Genomic DNA, 16,417 nt, shown 5'->3' with positions numbered 1-16,417 from the left:
GGGCTGCGGGGGCAGGTTAGCCGGCGGGAGCGCCGCCGTCAGGGCGGGGTCCGCCGTGCCAGTGCCCGCCGGCCCTCCCCTCGCCCGCCCCCGGGTTTCCCTGGCCCCGCCCGGCCCTTAAACTCCGCGCCGAGACGGGAGCAGACCATGGAAATGACCGGCGAGCGGCGCATCCCCGCGCCGCGCCAGCAAGTTTGGGACGCCCTCAACGACCCGGAGGTGCTGCGCGCCTCCATACCGGGTTGCGAGAGCGTCGAGCGCGAGGGCGAGGACCAATTCAAGGCCAAGGTGGCGGTGAAGCTCGGCCCCATGTCGGCCAAGTTCAGCGGCAAGGTGCGGCTGGAGAACCTCAACCCGCCCGAGAGCTACACCATCGCCGGCGAGGGCAGCGGCGGCGCTATGGGCTTCGCCAAGGGCGGCGCGGACGTCGCGCTGAAGGAGGTCGGCCCGGCGGAAACGCTGCTGAACTACAACGTCAAGGCCCAGGTCGGCGGCAAGATCGCGCAGTTGGGCGGGCGCCTGATCGACAGCACCGCCAAGCAGATGGCCGACCAATTCTTCAACCGCTTCACCGCGCATTTCGACCAGCCCGAAACGGAAGCGGCCGCGCCTCAACCGGAGGCCGCCACGGCCGTTGGTGCCTCCGCAGCGGCACCGGGAGTGAGGGGCATGGCGCAAACCAACACCGACACCGAGTTCCTCGCCCATTCGCAGGCGGCGGGGCCGCTCACCCAGCACGGGGCGGACGGCCCCAGCGCCTCCGGCAAGCCGGTGCATCGGCCGAATCCGCGCCCGGTGGACACGGAAGCGCTGCGGCCGCTCCGGCTGCTCACCACCATGCAGCCCTTCGGTCTGCCGTTGCAGTTCTGGATCGGCGGCGCCGCCCTGCTGGTCATCGCTGCGTTGATGTTCCTGTGACCGCCGCGGGCACGGCACCGGACTCGGTCGAGGCCATGCGCCAGATGCTGGCGCGGGGCGGCTACGTCGCGGACCAAGCCCTGGCGACCACTGCCTTCCTGGCGCTCCGCATGGGCAGGCCGCTGTTCCTGGAAGGCGAGCCCGGGACCGGCAAGACCGAGATCGCCAAGGTTCTGGCGGCGCAGTTGCCGCGCCGGTTGGTGCGCCTGCAATGCTACGACGGGCTGGACCTTTCGGCAGCGGCCTACGAGTGGAACCATGCGCGCCAACTCATGGCGATCCGCTTGGCAGAAGCGGCTGGCGAGACGGACCAGGCCGCGATCGAGCGCGGCATCTACGACCGGCGCTTCCTCCAGGAGCGGCCGTTGCTGCGCGCCCTCAGCCCCGAAGGCGGGCCGGCGGTGCTGCTGATCGACGAGTTGGACCGCGCCGACGAGCCGTTCGAGGCATTTCTGCTGGAGTTGCTGGCGGACTTCCAGATCACGGTGCCGGAGCTCGGCACCATCCGCGCGGAAGTGCCGCCGCTGGCCGTCATCACCTCCAACCGGACCCGCGAGGTGCATGACGCCATCCGGCGGCGGTGCCTCTACCACTGGGTGGACTACCCGGACGCGACGCGGGAGCGCGCCATCCTGAAGATCCGCGCACCCGGCCTGCCGGAACGGCTCTCGGCCGAGGTGGTGCGCTTCGTGCAGCGGGTGCGGGGCGGCGACTACTTCAAGCTGCCGGGCGTAGCGGAGACCATCGACTGGGCGCAGTCGCTGGCGGCGCTGGACGCCAAGGAGCTGGAGCCCGGCCCCGTGGACGAGACGCTCGGCGTGCTGCTCAAGTACCAGGACGACATCGCCAAGCTCCGCGGCGCCGAAGCGGCGCGGCTGATCGCCGAAGCCAAGCAGGCGGCCGCCGCGTGAGCGACCTCGCCACCGCCGCGGCCCTTGCCGGCCTGGGCGGGGCGGGCGGCGGCGCGTTGGCGGCCAACATCGAAGGCTTCGGGCGCCTCCTGCGCCGGGCGGGCTTGCCGGTCGGCCACAACGAGATCCTCGCCGCGATGGAAGCCCTCACGCTCGTCCCATTGGACGACCGCCGCCAAACCCACGCGGCCCTGCGCGCGGTGATGGTGCGCCGGCGCGAGCACTCCGAGCTCTTCGACCAAGCCTTTTTGATGTACTGGCGCAACCCGGAAGCCGACCGGAACGCCGCGGCCATGGCGCTGCTCGAAGGCATGAAGGAGCGGGGCAAGCCGCCGCCCGGGAGCCGGCGCTTGGCCGAGGCGCGTTCGGCGCCGCGCCCGCCGCCGGACCGGCCGCCGCCGCAGGACGAGCAACAGCCGCCGACGGAGGTGGCGTTGGCGGTGAGCGAGCGCGAGCGGCTGCAAAGCATGGACTTCGAGACGATGTCGGCGGAGCAGATCGCGCGGGCCAAGCAGGAGATCCGCCGCTTGGTCCTGCCGCTCGACGAGCGGCCGACCCGGCGCTTCCGCGGCGACCCGCAGGGGCCGACCGTCGACCTGCGCGCCACCATCCGGGCCAGCCTGCGGCAGGGCGGCGAGGTCCTCAGCCTGGAGCGGCGCCGCCGCGTGGTGCGGCCGCCGCCGCTGGTGGCGCTTTGCGACATCTCCGGCAGCATGGCGCGCTACGCCCAGCTCCTGCTGCACTTCCTGCACGCCGTGACCAACGACCGCGCCCGGGTCCACTCCTTCCTGTTCGGCACGCGGCTGACCAACGTGACCCGGCAGTTGCGCCACCGCGACCCGGAGGTGGCGTTCGAGATGGTGTCGCACATCGTCCCGGACTGGTCCGGGGGCACGCGCATCGGCGAATCGCTCGCGCTGTTCAACCGCCACTGGGCCCGGCGGGTGCTCGGCCAGGGGGCGGTGGTGCTGCTCATCACCGACGGGCTGGACCGCGAGGGCGCGCGCGGGCTGGCGGAGGAGACCGCGCGGTTGCACCGGTCCTGCCGGCGGCTGGTCTGGCTGAACCCCCTGTTGCGGTACGAGGGCTTCCAGCCCAGATCAGAGGGGATACGGGCGATGCTGCCCCATGTGGACGAGTTCCGCACGGTGCACAGCCTCGACAGCCTGCGCGCGCTGGTGGAAAGCCTGAGCCACGCGCGATCCGGAAGGGCGCTTGCGGCATGAGCAGCGACGAAGACGTTCTGGCCACCGCCGCCGATTGGGCCGCGGAAGGCGAGACCGTGGCGCTCGCCACGGTGGTCGAGACCTGGGGCAGCTCGCCCCGGCCGGCCGGGTCGCGCTTGGCCGTCACGGCCTCGGGGCGGATGGCCGGCAGCGTGTCCGGCGGCTGCATCGAGGGCGCCGTGGCGGATGCGGCGCAGAAGACGATGGCCGACGGCGCGCCGCAACTGCTCGACTTCGGCATCTCCGACGAGCGCGCCTGGGAGGTGGGGCTGGCCTGCGGCGGCAAGCTCCAGGTCTTCCTGGAGAAGCTGGCGTGACGCCGGAGCTGCTGGCGCGGCTGCGCGAGGCGCAATCGGCCAAGCGCCCGGTCGCCCTGCTGACGCGTCTGCCGGACGGCGCGCAGGTCCTGTGGCCGGAGGACGCCGGCGTCCCGCGCCCGCTCGCCGAGGCCGCCGAGGCGGCGCTGCGCGACGACAAGGCCGGTCTCGCCGCGCTCGACGGCGAGCGGTGGTTCGTCCACCCGCACAACCCGCCGCTGCGCTTGGTCGTGGTCGGCGCGGTTCACGTCGCCCAGGCGCTGGTGCCGATGGCAGCGGCGCTCGGCTTCGCCGTCACCGTGGTCGATCCGCGCGGCGCCTTCGCCACGCCGGAGCGCTTCCCGGGCGTGTCCTTGTCGGCCGATTGGCCGGACGAGGCGATGGCGGCGATGGCGCTCGACGGGCGCACCGCGGTCGTCACCCTCACGCACGACCCCAAGCTGGACGACCCGGCGCTCGATGTCGCGTTGCGTTCGCCTTGCTTCTACATCGGCGCGCTCGGCAGCCGCCGGACCCACGCCAAGCGGGTGGCTCGGCTGCGGGAGATGGGGCACGACGACGACGCCATTTCGCGCATCCACGCCCCCGTGGGGCTCGACATCGCGGCCGTGACGGCGCCCGAGATCGCCCTTTCGGCGCTCGCCGAGGTGGTGGCGGCGCGGCGCGGCGCCCCCCTTGCGCGGCGCGAGGCTTCCGCTGCCGCGCCGCAGATGGCCGCCGCAGGATGATCTTCGGCCCGACCCCGCTGGCGGAGGCCCGCGGCGCGGTCCTCGCGCACACCATCCGGCTCGACCGCCGCGTGCTGAAGAAGGGCACGGTTCTGGAAGCGGCGGACATCGCCGCGTTGCAGGACGAGGGGCACGCCTCGGTCGTCGCGGCGCGGCTGGAGCCGGGCGACGTGGCGGAGAACGAGGCGGCGGACCGGCTGGCGCAGGCGTTGATGGCGCCCCTCCTCACCCGGTCCCGCGCCTCCACGGGGCGGGTGAACCTCTTCGCGGACGCGGCCGGGCTCCTCGTGGTGAACGCAGAAGCCATCGACCGCCTGAACCGCCTCGACGAGTCCCTGACGGTGGCGACGCTGGCCCCTTACCTGCCGGTGCGGGCGCGGGAGATGGTCGCCACCATCAAGGTGATCCCCTTCGCGGTGCCGGGGAGCGTCCTCGAGGTCGCGGAGACCTTGGCCCGGCAGAACGGCGGCCCGCTGCTCTCCGTGCATCCCTTCCAGCCCATCAAGGTCGGCCTCGTGCTCACGGAGCTGCCCGGCCTCAAGGAGAAGGTGATGGAGGGCGCGGTGGAGGCGACGCGCGACCGCGTGGAGGCGCTCTGCGGCACGCTGCTGCCGCACGAGCGCTGCCGCCACGAGGCGCCTGCCGTGTCCGACGCGCTGACGCGGCTCCGCCGGGCCGGCGCACAAATCCTGCTCGTGGCGGGCGCCTCGGCCGTGGTGGACCGGCGCGACGTCGGGCCGGCCGGGATCGTCCGCGCCGGCGGCGCGATCGACCACTTCGGGATGCCGGTGGACCCGGGCAACCTGATCTGCCTCGGCCACATCGACGGGATACCGTCGCTGGTGCTGCCGGGGTGCGCCCGCTCGCCCAAGCTCAACGGCATCGACTGGGTGTTGCAGCGGCTGTTCGCAGGCCTGTCGGTCGGGCCGGCCGACATCATGGGGATGGGCGTGGGCGGCCTGCTCAAGGAGACCGACGCCCGCCCCCTGCCCCGCGCCGACGCGGCGAACGCGCCCGTGCCGACGCAGGCCCCGCGCCGGCCGCGGCGCGTGGCGGCGCTGGTGCTGGCGGCTGGCCGGTCGCGCCGCATGGCGCCGCTGAACAAGCTGCTGGTGCCCGATGATGAAGGCGTGCCGATGGTGGCGCGCGTGGTGGACAACGCGCTCGCATCGCACGCGCGGCCGGTGGTTGTCGTCACCGGGCACGAACGCGAGCGCATAGAGGCGGCGCTGGCCGGGAGGCCGGTGCTGTTCGCCCACGCCGAGGATTACGCGGAAGGGCTTTCGGCCAGCCTGAAGGCCGGCTTGGCGGCCTTGCCCCCCGGCCTCGACGGCGTGGTGGTGTGCCTCGGCGACATGCCGTTGGTGGCCGGCGCGATGATCGACCGGCTGATCGCCGCCTTCGACCCGGAAGAAGGCCGCGCCATCGCCATGCCGACCTTCCGCGGCAAGCAGGGCAACCCGATGCTCTGGTCGATGGAGTTCCTGCCGGAGATGATGGCGATCACCGGCGATGTCGGCGCCCGCCACTTGGTCGGCAAGCACGCCGACCGCGTAATCGAGGTGGAGGTGGCCGACGACGCCGTCCTCAAAGACTTCGACACCGCCGCGGCGCTGCGGAAGGCGCCGGGTTTCTCGACCACCGCCGGCTGACCCGGCGCCGCCTAGGCCGCGGCGGCGCGGACCCACTCCGCCCAGGCGAGCGCCGCCCGGTCCTGGCCGAAGCCCGCCACGATCTGCGCGCCCAGGGGCAGGCCCTTCGGCCCCTCGCCCGCCGGCACCGTCACGCATGGGACGTGCAGCAGCGTCCAAAGCGAGTTGAAGGCTGGATCGCCGGTCCAGCCCAGCCCTTCCGGGGCCTCGCCGGGCGCCGAAGGTGTCAACAGCGCGTCGAAGGGCCTCATGGCGTCGGCGAACGCGGCGCGCGCGGCCGCGAAGGCTTGCCGCGCCTCGTCCAGCGCCGCCGGGGGCTGCGAGCGCGCCCAGTCCATGCGTTCCCGGAGGACGGGCGAAATCTGCGCGGAGGCGTGGTCCAGCTCCCAAGCCAGCGCCTGCGCGCTTTCCATGTTCATGACGAAGGGGTGGGCATCCATCGCTTCGTCCATGGCGGACGGGAGGCGCAATTCGGTCACGGTCGCACCCGCCCTGCCGGCGGCGGCGGCGACGCGGTCGAGCAGGGCCAGCGTTTCTGGCGCTGCCTGGTCCGCGGTCGGGCCCAGGCAGACGCCGAGGCGCGGGGCGGCGCCGGGGCGCGCGTCGGGGTCGCCGTGGTCGCGGCCGGTGAGCCCGGCCATGAAGAGCGCGCAATCGCCGACGCTGCCGGCGATCACGCCGATGGTGTCGAGCGACTCGCTCATCACCTTCATCCCGCCGCGGTGCAGGGTGCCGAAGCTCGGCTTGAAGCCGACGGCGCCGCAGAAGGCCGCCGGCCGGATGACGCTGCCCGCGGTCTGCGTGCCGAAGCCGGCGTGGAAGAATCCCGCCGCCGAGCCGGCCGCGGAGCCGGAGGACGAGCCGCCGGGCGTGTGCGCCGGGTTGCGCGGGTTGACGGTCGGGCCCGGGTGGCGGGTGGCGAACTCGGTCGTAACCGTCTTGCCCACGGCGATGGCGCCCGCGCGCCGCGCCAGCGCGACCGCCGACGCGTCCGCCCTCGGCCGGTGCCCGGCCCAGATCGGCGAGCCGTACTGCGACGGCATGTCGGCGGTGTCCAGCACGTCCTTGATGCCGAACAGCAGGCCGTGCAGCGGCCCGAGCGGGCGCCCTGCCCGGCCGCGCGCCGCGTCGGCCCGCGCCGCCGCCCGGCGGACGGCCGCGGGGTCGTGCCAAGCGAAGGCGCGCAGTTCGGGCTCGCGGGCCGCGACGCGGGCGAGGAAGGCTTCCGCGAGGTCGGCGGCGGACAGGGCGCCGTCCTGGAGGCGGCGGGCGGCCGCGGTGGCCGGGAGTAGGCTGGGGTCGCTCATGCAACAGCAGCCTGGCACGTCGCGCGGCCGGCGCGAAGGCGGTGGCGCTCGACCCTCATCGGTGCCACATGCGTGCGATGCCACGCACCATCCGCGTCGCCCAGACGGAGACCGGCGCCCTCGCCTACTTCGTCCCCATTCCGCCCGAACGGTTGCCGGCCGTGCCGCCGGGCGATCTGTTGCGCGCTTGGAACGTGGCCCGGCACGGTGCGGTGGAGCGGCAATGGGGCGCGCCGCGCTTCCTCCGCTTCGCGCAGCGGGAGGACGGCGCGCCGACCGAGATCGCCATCGCCGACCCGGACGCCGGGGCGTGGACGGAGGCGATCGACCGAGCCTTCGGGCTCCACACGCTCACCGGCCTGTCGCTCTGCCTGCGGCTGCTCGCCTTGGTCGAGGTGCTGGCCCGCGCCGCGCAACTGGAGCCCTTTTTCGACGTGACGCCCGCCGGCGTCGACCTCCACCCGTCGCTGCTGGCGGCGGCCGCCGCCCTGCCGCTCGACCACGAAGCGCGCCTCGACGAAACGGCCCTCGTCGAGCGCTTGCGGCCCAAGGCGCTGCCATCGCGCGGCGCCGCGAACCCGGCGAGGCTGCCATGACGCGCCCCTTGCTCGCACTGGTCGCCGGCGCGGCCTTGGCCGGCGTGTCCGGCTGCGGCGGGGGCGCCGAACGCGCCCCGTCGCCCGGCGCCTACACCGCGCCCGCCCCGCCCTCGACAGCGCGGCGGCTTCCGCCGCCATCGGCGGGCCGCAGCCAGACGTTCACGTCGCCGGCGCCGTCGGCAGGGGCGCGGGACCGGGCGGGGGCGGCCGAAGCCTGCCGCCGCGACGCCGACCGGATCGTGCTCTACCGCGACCGCGGGCAGCTCATGCGCGAAGACGAGCGGGACGCGCGCGTCGGCACGGACGCCAGCATCTACGCCCGGCGCGCGGAGACCGACCGCCTCGGCCGCGCGTTCGAGCGCGACCGGATCGCCGCGGAATGCCTGGAGCAAGACCCCAGGACGACGGCCGCGCCGCCCCGGCGCTGACCGCGTAGGCGGACGCGCCTTTGCCGGCGCTAGGCGGTACGGGCGCGCTCGGCCGCGCGCTGTCCCACCGCAACGCGAGGGTGTTCTTCGGCGCCTCCGCCATCGCGTGGACGGGGCTTTGGATACACCGAATCGCGGTGGCTTGGCTCGCCTGGGAGCTGACGCGGAGCGCCTTTTGGGTCGGGATGGTCGCGTTCTGCGACCTGGCCCCCGCCGTCCTGTTCAGCCCGATCGCCGGAGCGGTCGCGGACCGCGTGGACCGCGTGCGGCTGACCATGCTCTCCCAGGGCGCCATCGCGGTCCAGGCCGGCGTCGTCGCGCTGCTGCTGGCGTTCGGGCAGTTGGGCATCGGCCTCCTGTTGGTGCTGGAGGTCGTGGGCGGCATCGCCGCCAGCTTCTCGCAACCGGCGCGGCAGAGCCTGATGCCGGCGTTGGTGCCGCGTTCGGACCTGCCGGCGGCGGTGGCGTGCAACTCGTTGTGCTTCAACGTCGCGCGCTTCGTCGGCCCAGCGATCGCGGGGCCGCTCATCGCCGGATACGGCGTGGTTCCCGCCATCGCGCTCAACTGCCTGGCCTACGTGACGGCGACCGCCACGATGCCGCTGCTGCGCGTGGACGCGGCGCAGCGGCGGGGGCACGCGCCCGGCGCTTCCCTCCTCGCGGAAACCCTCGCCGGCCTGCGTTACGCGGCGCGCCACCCCGGGCTGGGGCCGATCCTGGCCTTCGCCGCCGTCGCGTCCGTGCTCTTGCGCGGCGTGCAGGAGATACTGCCGCCCTACGTCGAGCGCCTGTTCGCGCAGGGTCCGGACGGGCTGGCCCTGTTGACGGCGAGCATCGGCGTCGGCGCGCTCGCTTCCGGCCTGTGGGTGGCGTCGCGCGGGCGCATCACCGGCGCGACCGGCCTCGCCGTGGGCGCGGTGGGCGCGCAGGCGCTTTCGACGGCGGGCTTCGTGGCGACGGACATCTTCCCCGTCGCCATGGCGTGCGGGGCGCTGATGGGCGCGGCCGGCTCCGTGCATGGGATTTCGGTGCAGACACTGGTGCAAAGCGCGTCCGACCCGGCGATGCGGGGCCGGATGCTGAGCCTCTGGGGGATGATCGTGCGCGCCTGCCCGGCTTGCGGCGCCCTCGCGCTCGGGACGGCCGGGGAACTCTTCGGCCTCAGGTGGCCGACCCTGGCGGCGATGGCGCTCGCGCTGGCGTTGGTCGCCTGGGGCGTGAGCCGGCTTCCACGGATGGCCGCCGAGTTGGAAGGCGGGGGAGGCGCGCAAGGCGGCAGCGACTTGGCCCGGCGGTGAGCCTTCGGCACCCGGCGCGCTTGCCGCTCCCCACCCCGCGGCCTAGAACCGCCCCCGTTCGCAACGAGGAGCGGGGCGCATGGCGAAGATCACGCGGATGGGCAGCAATCAGATCCTGTCGAATTCGGTGGAGTACCACAACTTCGTCTTCCTCGCCGGCATCACCGCGGACGACCTCTCGCAGGACGTGTCCGGGCAGACGCGGCAGGTGCTCGCCAAGATCGACGCCGCGCTCGAAGCCAACGGCACCGACAAGTCGCGCCTCCTCAACGCGCAGATCTGGCTCAAGGACATCCGCGACCGCGACGCGATGAACAAGCTCTGGGTGGAGTGGCTCGGCGACGAAGGCCGGCCGGCCCGCGCCTGCGTCGAGGCCAACATGGCCGACCCGCGACACCTCGTGGAGATCATGGTCAACGCCTGCAAGTAGGCTAGGCGCTTCCCGGCGGCTGCGAGGCGCCCGCCTCCGTCCGGTCAGCCGGGCTGGCCCCGGCGGTGCGCCAGCAGGGCCATCAAGCGGCGGTCGCGCCACGCGCTGCGGCCTTCGATGCCCGCCGCCGGCAGCGCCGCGCGCCGCTCGGCCGCGACCTTCTCCACGGTGGCCGCGTCGAAATCGTAGGGCGCCTGTTCGGAGGTGATGGCGCCCAAGAGCGGGCCGAACCGCGCGGCGTAGTCGGCAACGCCGCCGGGCGCGTTCAGGTCTATGGTCTCGAAGGGGCCCATGAAGCTCCACCGCAGGCCGAGCCCGTCGCGCACGCAGGTGTCCACGTCCTCCACGCTCATCACTCCGTCGCGCACCAGCCGGAAGGCTTCAGCCACCAGCGCCGCCTGCATCCGGTTCAGGACGAAGCCGCGCGTTTCCTTCATCGCCGTCACGGGCACCTGCCCGACACGAGCCATGAGGGCGCGCGTCCGCGCCACGGCGTCGGGGCTGGTCCAGGGCGCGCCCACAAGCTCAACGAGCGGCACCAAGTAAGGCGGGTTGACCGGGTGCGCGACCAAGCACCGGCCGCGCCCGGGGAGGGCTTCGGTGAAGGCGCTCGCCGGGATGCCGCTGGTGGAAGAGGCGAGCACGGCGTCCGGCGGGCTCAACGCGTCGAGCTCCGCGAAGAGTTCGCGCTTCACCTCGACCCGCTCCGGCCCCTGCTCCTGGACGTGGATGGCGCCGGCCAAGCAGGCGTCGAGCGCCGCTTGCGGCCGGATGCGCGCGGCGATCGCGGTCGGCTCCTCCTCCACCAGCCCGGCGGCGCGCAGGTCGCCCAGGCGCGCCCGGATCTGCTCCATGGCCGCCTCGGCGACGCCCGGGAGCTTGTCCCAGAGGGCGACGGAACAACCGCCGCGGGCGAAGACCATGGCCCAGGCCCGCCCGATCAGCCCCGCGCCCACCACGGCTATCCGCTCCATCGCACCGCTCCATCACCTTTCGCCGGCCGGACTTGATCGGCGGGGTCGCGCGGGCGATCTAAGGGCGCGCCATGGAACCGCGCAACGACCGCCGGCACGACCCCGAGCCCAAGCCGCCGGCGCTCTACACCCCCCTCGTCTGGGCCGGCGGCGGCTTGCTGCTGACGCTCACCGTCTGGTTCACCGGCATGGTGGCGCTGTTCCGCGGGTTCGGCAGCCTGTTCTACTGATGGTCGAGAACGCCCTCAAAGGCTGGATCGGGTTCCGCACGCGGACCAGGGGCTTCGGCCTGCCCTTCTTCGCTTCGCCGCTGATCCCGGCCGCGCTGCTCGGCGCGCTGGGCGGCGACGAGCGCATCGTCGCGGGCAGCGCGCTCGGCTTCGGCCTGTCGGTACTCGCCGCGCGGGTGCTCCGCCGCGGCCGGAAGGGCGACGCCGACCGCGCCGCCTGGATCATGGCCGTGGGCACCGGCCTCGCCGCGTCGCTCGCCGCGGGCCTGGGCGTGATCTTCCCGTTCGTGCTGGCGGCGGGCGCCTTCTTCGGGACCCGCATGTCGTTCGAGGCCTTGCCGGAAACGGCGCCGCCTCCGCCCCCCGAACCGCCGACGACGCCGGGCCCGATCGAGCTGGCGCGCGAGCGGTTGGCCCGCATCGAGGGCGCCGCGACCCGGTTGAACGAGCCGCGCGTGATGGGCGTCGCGCGGGCGATGGAAGGCGTGCTGGACGATCTGGCGGAGCGGCCCGAGCGGCTGCCGCAGGCGCGGCGCTTCCTGTCGGTCCATCTCGACGGCTTGGAGCGCATCACCGAGCGGCTCGAAGGCGGCGCGGCGCCCCCCGAGCGCTTGCCCGCGCTGCTGGAGGACCTTTCCCGCACCGCCGGCGAGTTGCGGGAACGGCTGCGCCGCGAGGAGACCGAGGCGTTGGACATCCAGGTGAAGGTCATGTCGGACCGGCTGCGCGAGGAGGGTTACTGATGAGCCAGGGCTTGAACGAGGCCCCCGTGACGGACGCCGCGGTCAAGGCGCGGGACGCCACGGAGGCTTCGCTGAAGGCGGCCATGGAGGCGCCGCCGGCGTCCGAACGCGCGCCGGCGGTGGAGCGCCTGGCGACGCAGATCGACATCGCCGACCCGGGCAGCATCCTCCGCTTCGGGGCCGAGGCGCAGAGCCGCGCGACCGCCGCGGCGGACGCCATGCTGGAAGGCGCCCGCAACCGCGAGGCGGGCGAAGCCGGGGCGACGCTCTCCAGCCTGCTCGGCACGCTGCGCGGCTTCGACATGAGCGGCCTGGCCGCGAAGCGGACCTTCTTCGCCCGCATCTTCAACCGCGCCGGCGCCGAGGCGACGCGCGTGCTGCAACGCTACGAGACCATCAAGGGCCAGGTGGAAGAGGTCGGCGACCGCCTGGACACGCACCGCACCCGGCTGCTCGAGGACGTCGAGAAGCTGGAGCGCCTGTACGGCGCAACGCTGGAGTGGTTCCACGCCCTCGGCGACCACATCGCGGCCGGCGACACGGTGCTGAAGCGCGTGGACGCGGAAGCCATCCCTGCCCTGACGCGCGAGGTCGAGAACGGCGACGCCGTGGCGGCGCAGCGGCTGCGGGACCTGCGTTCGGCGCGCGACGAGTTGGAGCGGCGCGTGCACGACCTCCGGCTGACGCGGCAGGTCGCGATGCAGGCGCTGCCCTCGATCCGGCTCATCCAGGAGAACGACAAGGCGCTCGCGTCCAAGATCCAGAGCGTCATCGCCAACACCGTGCCCCTGTGGCGGCAGCAGCTCGCCCAGGCGCTCGCCATCCAGAACATGCGCGAGGCGGGGCGGACGCTGAAGCAGGCGACCGACCTCACCAACGAGTTGCTGACGGCCAATGCCGAGCGGCTGCGCGAAGGGAACCTGGAGGCGCGGACCCAGCTCGAACGCGGCGTGTTCGACATCGAGGCGGTGAAGAAGGCGAACGCTTCGCTGGTGGCGACGATCGAGGACAGCCTCCGCATCGCCCAGGATGCACAGGCGCAGCGCGCCTCGGCGACCAAGGAACTCGAGAAGGCCGAGAATGAGATCCGCCGGGTGCTGATCGCCGCCAAGGGACCGAGGTCAGAGGCCCGGCGCCCGATGTGACGGACGGCGCCGCCGTTCGGGCATCGGCGCGGGCAATGTGCGGTCTGGGCGGCTTTTTCGCGCCCTGGTGCCGAACCTAGGTGCGCCGCACCGGCCCGGTGCCCTGCGGCGGCGCCGGTCCGTCGGAGGAGGGCGACTCGCCGAAGCGGCGGGCGCCTTCGTCGGTGCCGCGCTCGCCGCCGAGGTGCCCGAGGATGTCGCGCAGGATGCTGCCCAACCCGCCCTGGGGCACCTCCTCCTGCGATGGCAATCTCCCTTGGGGGGTCAGCCCGTCGATCAGACGGGGCAGCACTTGGCTCAGGAGGGCCAGCAAGCCGGGCCGTTCCATCCCCGCGCCGGAGGCGAGCCGGTCAGCCTCCTCCGGGCTGAACGCTTGTTCCAGCTCCTGCGGGGCGACCGGACGGTTCGCGTCGGTGGAGATCCAGCTCTCGACGCGGTCCGCGAGGCCGCCATCGCGAAGTTTCCCGACTAAGGCTTCCAGTCCGGACGCGCCCTGCTGACCGCCCATCAATTGGTTCAGGATCTTGTCCAGCGGCGACCCCTTCAGGTCGTTCAAGGCAGCGCCGCCCATACGCGACAGGAACTCGCTCACAAGGCGTCCTCCCGGCTGTACCGCGATTGAAACGCCGGCGCGGCGCCGGCGTTGCCCCGGCCCGCTTGACCCCCGGACCGGCGCATTGTCCCATCCCCCCACAAGCAATCCCGATGGGAGGACTCGCCATGCGCGCATGGGCCGTCGTCGAAACAGGCAAGCCGCTCCAGGAAATGGAGTTCCCTACGCCGGAGCCGACCGGCGAACAAGTGCTGCTGGAAGTGACGCACGCCGGCGTCTGCCACTCCGACCTGCACATCTGGGAAGGCGAGTACGACCTGGGCAGCCGGGGCAAGATGCGGTTGACGGACCGCGGCGTGGTGCTGCCTTTGGCCATGGGGCACGAGATCGTCGGCCGCGTGGCCAAGCTCGGCCCGGAAGCCGAGGGCAAAGGCGTGAAGGTCGGCGACGTCCGCTTGGTTTACCCTTGGGTGGGGTGCGGCAAGTGCGACGCGTGCCGGGCGGAAGAGGAGAACATGTGCCTCGCGCCGCGCAGCCTCGGCGTGTACCAGAACGGCGGCTACGCCACGCACGTCCTGGCCACGAGTTGGAAGCACCTGGTCGACATCGCCGGCATCGATCCGGCCCTGGCGGCGACCTACGCGTGCTCCGGCTTGACGGTGTACTCGGCCATCAACAAGGCGATGCCGATGCGGCCCGAGGAGCCCGTCGTGCTGGTGGGCGCCGGGGGCCTAGGCATGAACGCCATCGCCGTCCTAAAGGCGCTCGGGCACAAGCGCATCTGCGTGGTGGACGTCGCCGCCGAAAAGTTGGACGCGGCAAAGGCGCAAGGCGCCACGGATACCGTCCTGGCCTCCGGCGAAGACACGGCCAAGCGGATCATGGAGGCGTGCGGCGGGCCGGTGGCGGCCGTCATCGACCTGGTCAACGGCACGCAAACGGCCCGCTTCGCCTTCGACGCGCTCCGCAAAGGCGGGAAGCTGATCCAGGTGGGGCTGTTCGGTGGGGAGATGTCCATCCCCTTGCCGTTGATGCCCATCCGCGCGCTGACGATCCAGGGCAGCTACGTGGGGAACGTGAAGGAGCTCAGGTCGCTCGTCGGCATCGCCAAGGAAGGCAAGATCCCGCCCATCCCCATCGCCCAAGAACCGCTGCGCAACGCCGATGCCGTGCTCAACAGATTGCGGGACGGCAAAGTCGTGGGGCGCGTGGTGCTGACGGCGTAACGCGCGCCCGCGGCGCCCCTGGCACGCCGGGCGGGCGACGGGCGGACGGCCGGCGGTTCGCCGCCGGCCACCGACTCCGCCCCGGCGACCGCCGCGGAAAGGCGTGCTAGTAGCCTCCGCGCACGGCTCCGAAGACCAGCGACAGCAGGAACAACACCAGGAATACCGCGAAGAGGATCTTGGCGATTCCGGCCGAGGCCGACGCGATGCCGCCGAAGCCGAAAAGGCCCGCCACCAATGCGATGAGCAGGAAGACCAGCGTCCAGTAGAGCATGCGCGCCTCCGTCGAGGGACCGCCCGATCAACGCCGATCCCCGGAAGCGGTTGCAAAACTCCAACGATTGTGGCGGGCGCGATCTTCGCGCTCAGGGGCGGGAAGACCCGTCGATAGGCTCACACAGGCCGGACGCCTCGCGTGACCGCTTGGTAGGTCGCCACTGCAAGGGTGGTCGGGTCGAACGGCTTCGTGATCACGAAAGCGGGTTCGACGGCGTCGCCGGTCAAGAGGCGCTCCGGGAAGGCGGTCACGAAGATGACGGGAGCCGTCACGTCGCGGAGGATGCGCGACACCGCCGTCGCACCGTCGCCCCCGGCGCCCAGGTTGATGTCGGCCAGCACCAGGCTCGGCCGCTCGGTGCGCGCTATCTGCACCGCCTCGGTCTCGGTCGCGGCGATCCCGACCACGCTGTGTCCGCACCGCTCGACCAAGTCTTGGATGTCGAGGGCGATGATCGGCTCGTCCTCGATGATGAGCACGCGAGCCGCCGCGCCGGCACGGATGCCGTCGCGCGCCGACCGGAGCTCGCGCTCGGCGACCTCGACCGTGACGCGGCAAGCGGCAGCGGCGGCGCTCAAAGGCTGCTCTTCCAAAGCCGTGAGCAGGAGCAACATGCGCTGGAGGAGGGACAGGTCGCTTTCCGCCAACGCCGAGGACGCATCCGGCGGCGACTGGCGCACGTGGTCGCCAATGGCGAGGTACAGGGCTGCGCGGGCGCCCACGTCGCCGGAGGCAGCGCCCGAATCGGCGAGCGCGGCCCGCAACGCGCCCGCGACCACCGCGTCGCCCTTCTCCTGGCTGCCTAACAGGGCGCGGGCGTAACGCCTCGCGTAGGGCAGAACGCGCACCAGCGCCGACCGATCCGAACCGCTCATCACATGTTCATCCATGCCGCGGCTCGCCCGTGCTCGCGGTGCTTCGTGTCCGTTGATATTGACCGTTGGGTGGACCGGCAAGGCACGGATGGGGATTTGCGCGCTGCGCTCGCGGACTTGTTGCCGGAGTTGCGCGCCTTCGCGCGCTTCCTGGCGGGAACGAAGGCCGAGGCTGACGATCTCGTGCAAGAGGCGCTGACCAGAACGTTGCAAAATATGCACGATTCCGGTCCCATCCAGGACCTCAGACCTTGGTGCTTCGCGGTCCTCCGCAACGTCTTCCACGAGCAGCTTCGTTCCCGCAAGAGGGAGGAGGCCCGCCTCCGGCGGCAGCCCGGCACGGATGCGGCCCCGGCCACGCAGGAACTGTCCGCGGACGTCCGCGACCTCGGCAACAAGCTGCAAGCGTTGCCGCCGCTTCTGCGCGAAGCGTTGATACTCGTGGGCGCGCAGGGCCTGTCCTACGAAGAGGCCGCCCGAATCTGCGGCGTGCCATCCGGCACCATGAAAGCCCGGGTGTCCCGAGCCCGCCAACAGCTCGCCCATGCTCTCGAGCGTGTGACCGGATAACGCGCGCTGG

20 protein-coding genes are annotated in these 16,417 nt (G+C 72.8%); 15 read left to right on the top strand and 5 right to left on the bottom strand.

The genetic code is table 11. The annotated features are described in order from the left end of the window. The first annotated feature begins 147 nt into the window (after positions 1-147). The 6 genes from ABD067_RS13635 to ABD067_RS13610 are packed head-to-tail and all read left to right on the top strand — an operon-like array spanning position 148 to position 5,752. Positions 148-918, top strand: coding sequence for a CoxG family protein (locus ABD067_RS13635; protein ID WP_343895855.1), 771 nt, complete (start codon positions 148-150; stop codon positions 916-918). 35 nt (positions 919-953) lie between these two features. Beyond that, on the top strand, positions 954-1,829 hold the full coding sequence (locus ABD067_RS13630; protein ID WP_343895949.1) for an AAA family ATPase: 876 nt from the start codon (positions 954-956) through the stop codon (positions 1,827-1,829). Further along, a complete protein-coding gene (locus ABD067_RS13625) occupies positions 1,826-3,055 on the top strand; it encodes a vWA domain-containing protein (protein ID WP_343895854.1) in 1,230 nt (409 codons plus the stop codon). Before ABD067_RS13630 ends, ABD067_RS13625 begins: the two co-directional genes overlap by 4 nt. Next, complete coding sequence (locus ABD067_RS13620) at positions 3,052-3,372, top strand: XdhC family protein (protein WP_343895853.1); 321 nt, start codon at positions 3,052-3,054, stop codon at positions 3,370-3,372. Before ABD067_RS13625 ends, ABD067_RS13620 begins: the two co-directional genes overlap by 4 nt. Then, a complete protein-coding gene (locus tag ABD067_RS13615; RefSeq protein ID WP_343895852.1) occupies positions 3,369-4,100 on the top strand; it encodes an XdhC family protein in 732 nt (243 codons plus the stop codon). Before ABD067_RS13620 ends, ABD067_RS13615 begins: the two co-directional genes overlap by 4 nt. Then, positions 4,097-5,752 (top strand): molybdopterin-binding/glycosyltransferase family 2 protein, encoded by a 1,656-nt coding sequence (locus ABD067_RS13610; RefSeq protein WP_343895851.1) that lies wholly within the window; start codon positions 4,097-4,099, stop codon positions 5,750-5,752. The genes ABD067_RS13615 and ABD067_RS13610 overlap by 4 nt, the downstream gene beginning before the upstream one ends. A gap of 11 nt (positions 5,753-5,763) precedes the next feature. On the opposite strand, the gene ABD067_RS13605 is transcribed toward ABD067_RS13610, so the two are convergent. Continuing rightward, positions 5,764-7,059, bottom strand: coding sequence for an amidase (locus tag ABD067_RS13605; RefSeq protein WP_343895850.1), 1,296 nt, complete (start codon positions 7,057-7,059; stop codon positions 5,764-5,766). Between the two features lie 77 nt (positions 7,060-7,136). Between ABD067_RS13605 and ABD067_RS13600 the strand changes: the two genes are divergently transcribed. From ABD067_RS13600 to ABD067_RS13585, 4 genes are all read left to right on the top strand, one after another. After that, positions 7,137-7,655 carry a hypothetical protein gene (locus tag ABD067_RS13600; RefSeq protein ID WP_343895849.1) on the top strand — a complete coding sequence of 173 codons (519 nt, stop codon included), beginning with the start codon at positions 7,137-7,139 and terminating at the stop codon, positions 7,653-7,655. Next, complete coding sequence (locus ABD067_RS13595; RefSeq protein ID WP_343895848.1) at positions 7,652-8,086, top strand: hypothetical protein; 435 nt, start codon at positions 7,652-7,654, stop codon at positions 8,084-8,086. The genes ABD067_RS13600 and ABD067_RS13595 overlap by 4 nt, the downstream gene beginning before the upstream one ends. A 20-nt stretch (positions 8,087-8,106) precedes the next feature. Beyond that, the gene (locus ABD067_RS13590) at positions 8,107-9,384 is read left to right on the top strand and encodes an MFS transporter (RefSeq protein WP_343895847.1); all 1,278 of its coding nucleotides are present in this window, start codon (positions 8,107-8,109) and stop codon (positions 9,382-9,384) included. Between the two features lie 79 nt (positions 9,385-9,463). Next, entirely contained in the window at positions 9,464-9,814 is a 351-nt protein-coding gene (locus ABD067_RS13585; protein ID WP_343895846.1) for a RidA family protein, read from the top strand. Between the two features lie 44 nt (positions 9,815-9,858). On the opposite strand, the gene ABD067_RS13580 is transcribed toward ABD067_RS13585, so the two are convergent. After that, positions 9,859-10,788 carry a 3-hydroxyacyl-CoA dehydrogenase gene (locus ABD067_RS13580; protein WP_343895844.1) on the bottom strand — a complete coding sequence of 310 codons (930 nt, stop codon included), beginning with the start codon at positions 10,786-10,788 and terminating at the stop codon, positions 9,859-9,861. Positions 10,789-10,859: 71 nt separating this feature from the next. Here ABD067_RS13580 and ABD067_RS13575 point away from each other — a divergent pair, with 71 nt between their 5' ends. Genes ABD067_RS13575 through ABD067_RS13565 form a run of 3 tightly spaced genes read left to right on the top strand, consistent with a single transcriptional unit; the run spans position 10,860 to position 12,906 of the window. Further along, complete coding sequence (locus tag ABD067_RS13575) at positions 10,860-11,018, top strand: hypothetical protein (protein WP_343895843.1); 159 nt, start codon at positions 10,860-10,862, stop codon at positions 11,016-11,018. Continuing rightward, a complete protein-coding gene (locus ABD067_RS13570; protein WP_343895842.1) occupies positions 11,018-11,761 on the top strand; it encodes a hypothetical protein in 744 nt (247 codons plus the stop codon). Before ABD067_RS13575 ends, ABD067_RS13570 begins: the two co-directional genes overlap by 1 nt. Beyond that, on the top strand, positions 11,761-12,906 hold the full coding sequence (locus ABD067_RS13565) for a toxic anion resistance protein (RefSeq protein ID WP_343895841.1): 1,146 nt from the start codon (positions 11,761-11,763) through the stop codon (positions 12,904-12,906). The genes ABD067_RS13570 and ABD067_RS13565 overlap by 1 nt, the downstream gene beginning before the upstream one ends. A gap of 76 nt (positions 12,907-12,982) precedes the next feature. On the opposite strand, the gene ABD067_RS13560 is transcribed toward ABD067_RS13565, so the two are convergent. Next, positions 12,983-13,498: a YidB family protein gene (locus ABD067_RS13560; protein WP_343895840.1), complete on the bottom strand. Its 516-nt coding sequence runs from the start codon at positions 13,496-13,498 to the stop codon at positions 12,983-12,985. A 128-nt stretch (positions 13,499-13,626) separates the two neighbouring features. On the opposite strand from ABD067_RS13560, the gene ABD067_RS13555 reads away from it, so the two are divergent. Further along, entirely contained in the window at positions 13,627-14,685 is a 1,059-nt protein-coding gene (locus ABD067_RS13555; protein ID WP_343895839.1) for an alcohol dehydrogenase, read from the top strand. 106 nt (positions 14,686-14,791) lie between these two features. Here ABD067_RS13555 and ABD067_RS13550 read toward each other — a convergent pair whose 3' ends face one another. Together ABD067_RS13550 and ABD067_RS13545 are read right to left on the bottom strand one after the other, a co-directional pair. Next, on the bottom strand, positions 14,792-14,959 hold the full coding sequence (locus tag ABD067_RS13550) for a DUF1328 domain-containing protein (RefSeq protein ID WP_343895838.1): 168 nt from the start codon (positions 14,957-14,959) through the stop codon (positions 14,792-14,794). Positions 14,960-15,078: 119 nt separating this feature from the next. Next, positions 15,079-15,837: a PhyR family response regulator anti-anti-sigma factor gene (locus ABD067_RS13545; RefSeq protein ID WP_343895837.1), complete on the bottom strand. Its 759-nt coding sequence runs from the start codon at positions 15,835-15,837 to the stop codon at positions 15,079-15,081. Between the two features lie 3 nt (positions 15,838-15,840). Here ABD067_RS13545 and ABD067_RS13540 point away from each other — a divergent pair, with 3 nt between their 5' ends. Next, positions 15,841-16,407 carry a sigma-70 family RNA polymerase sigma factor gene (locus ABD067_RS13540; protein ID WP_343895836.1) on the top strand — a complete coding sequence of 189 codons (567 nt, stop codon included), beginning with the start codon at positions 15,841-15,843 and terminating at the stop codon, positions 16,405-16,407. The last annotated feature ends 10 nt before the right edge of the window (positions 16,408-16,417 follow it).

Source organism: Craurococcus roseus (assembly GCF_039523795.1).
GTDB classification, from domain to species: Bacteria; Pseudomonadota; Alphaproteobacteria; order Acetobacterales; family Acetobacteraceae; genus Craurococcus; species Craurococcus roseus.
This window is presented reverse-complemented; position numbering and strand designations above follow the sequence as displayed.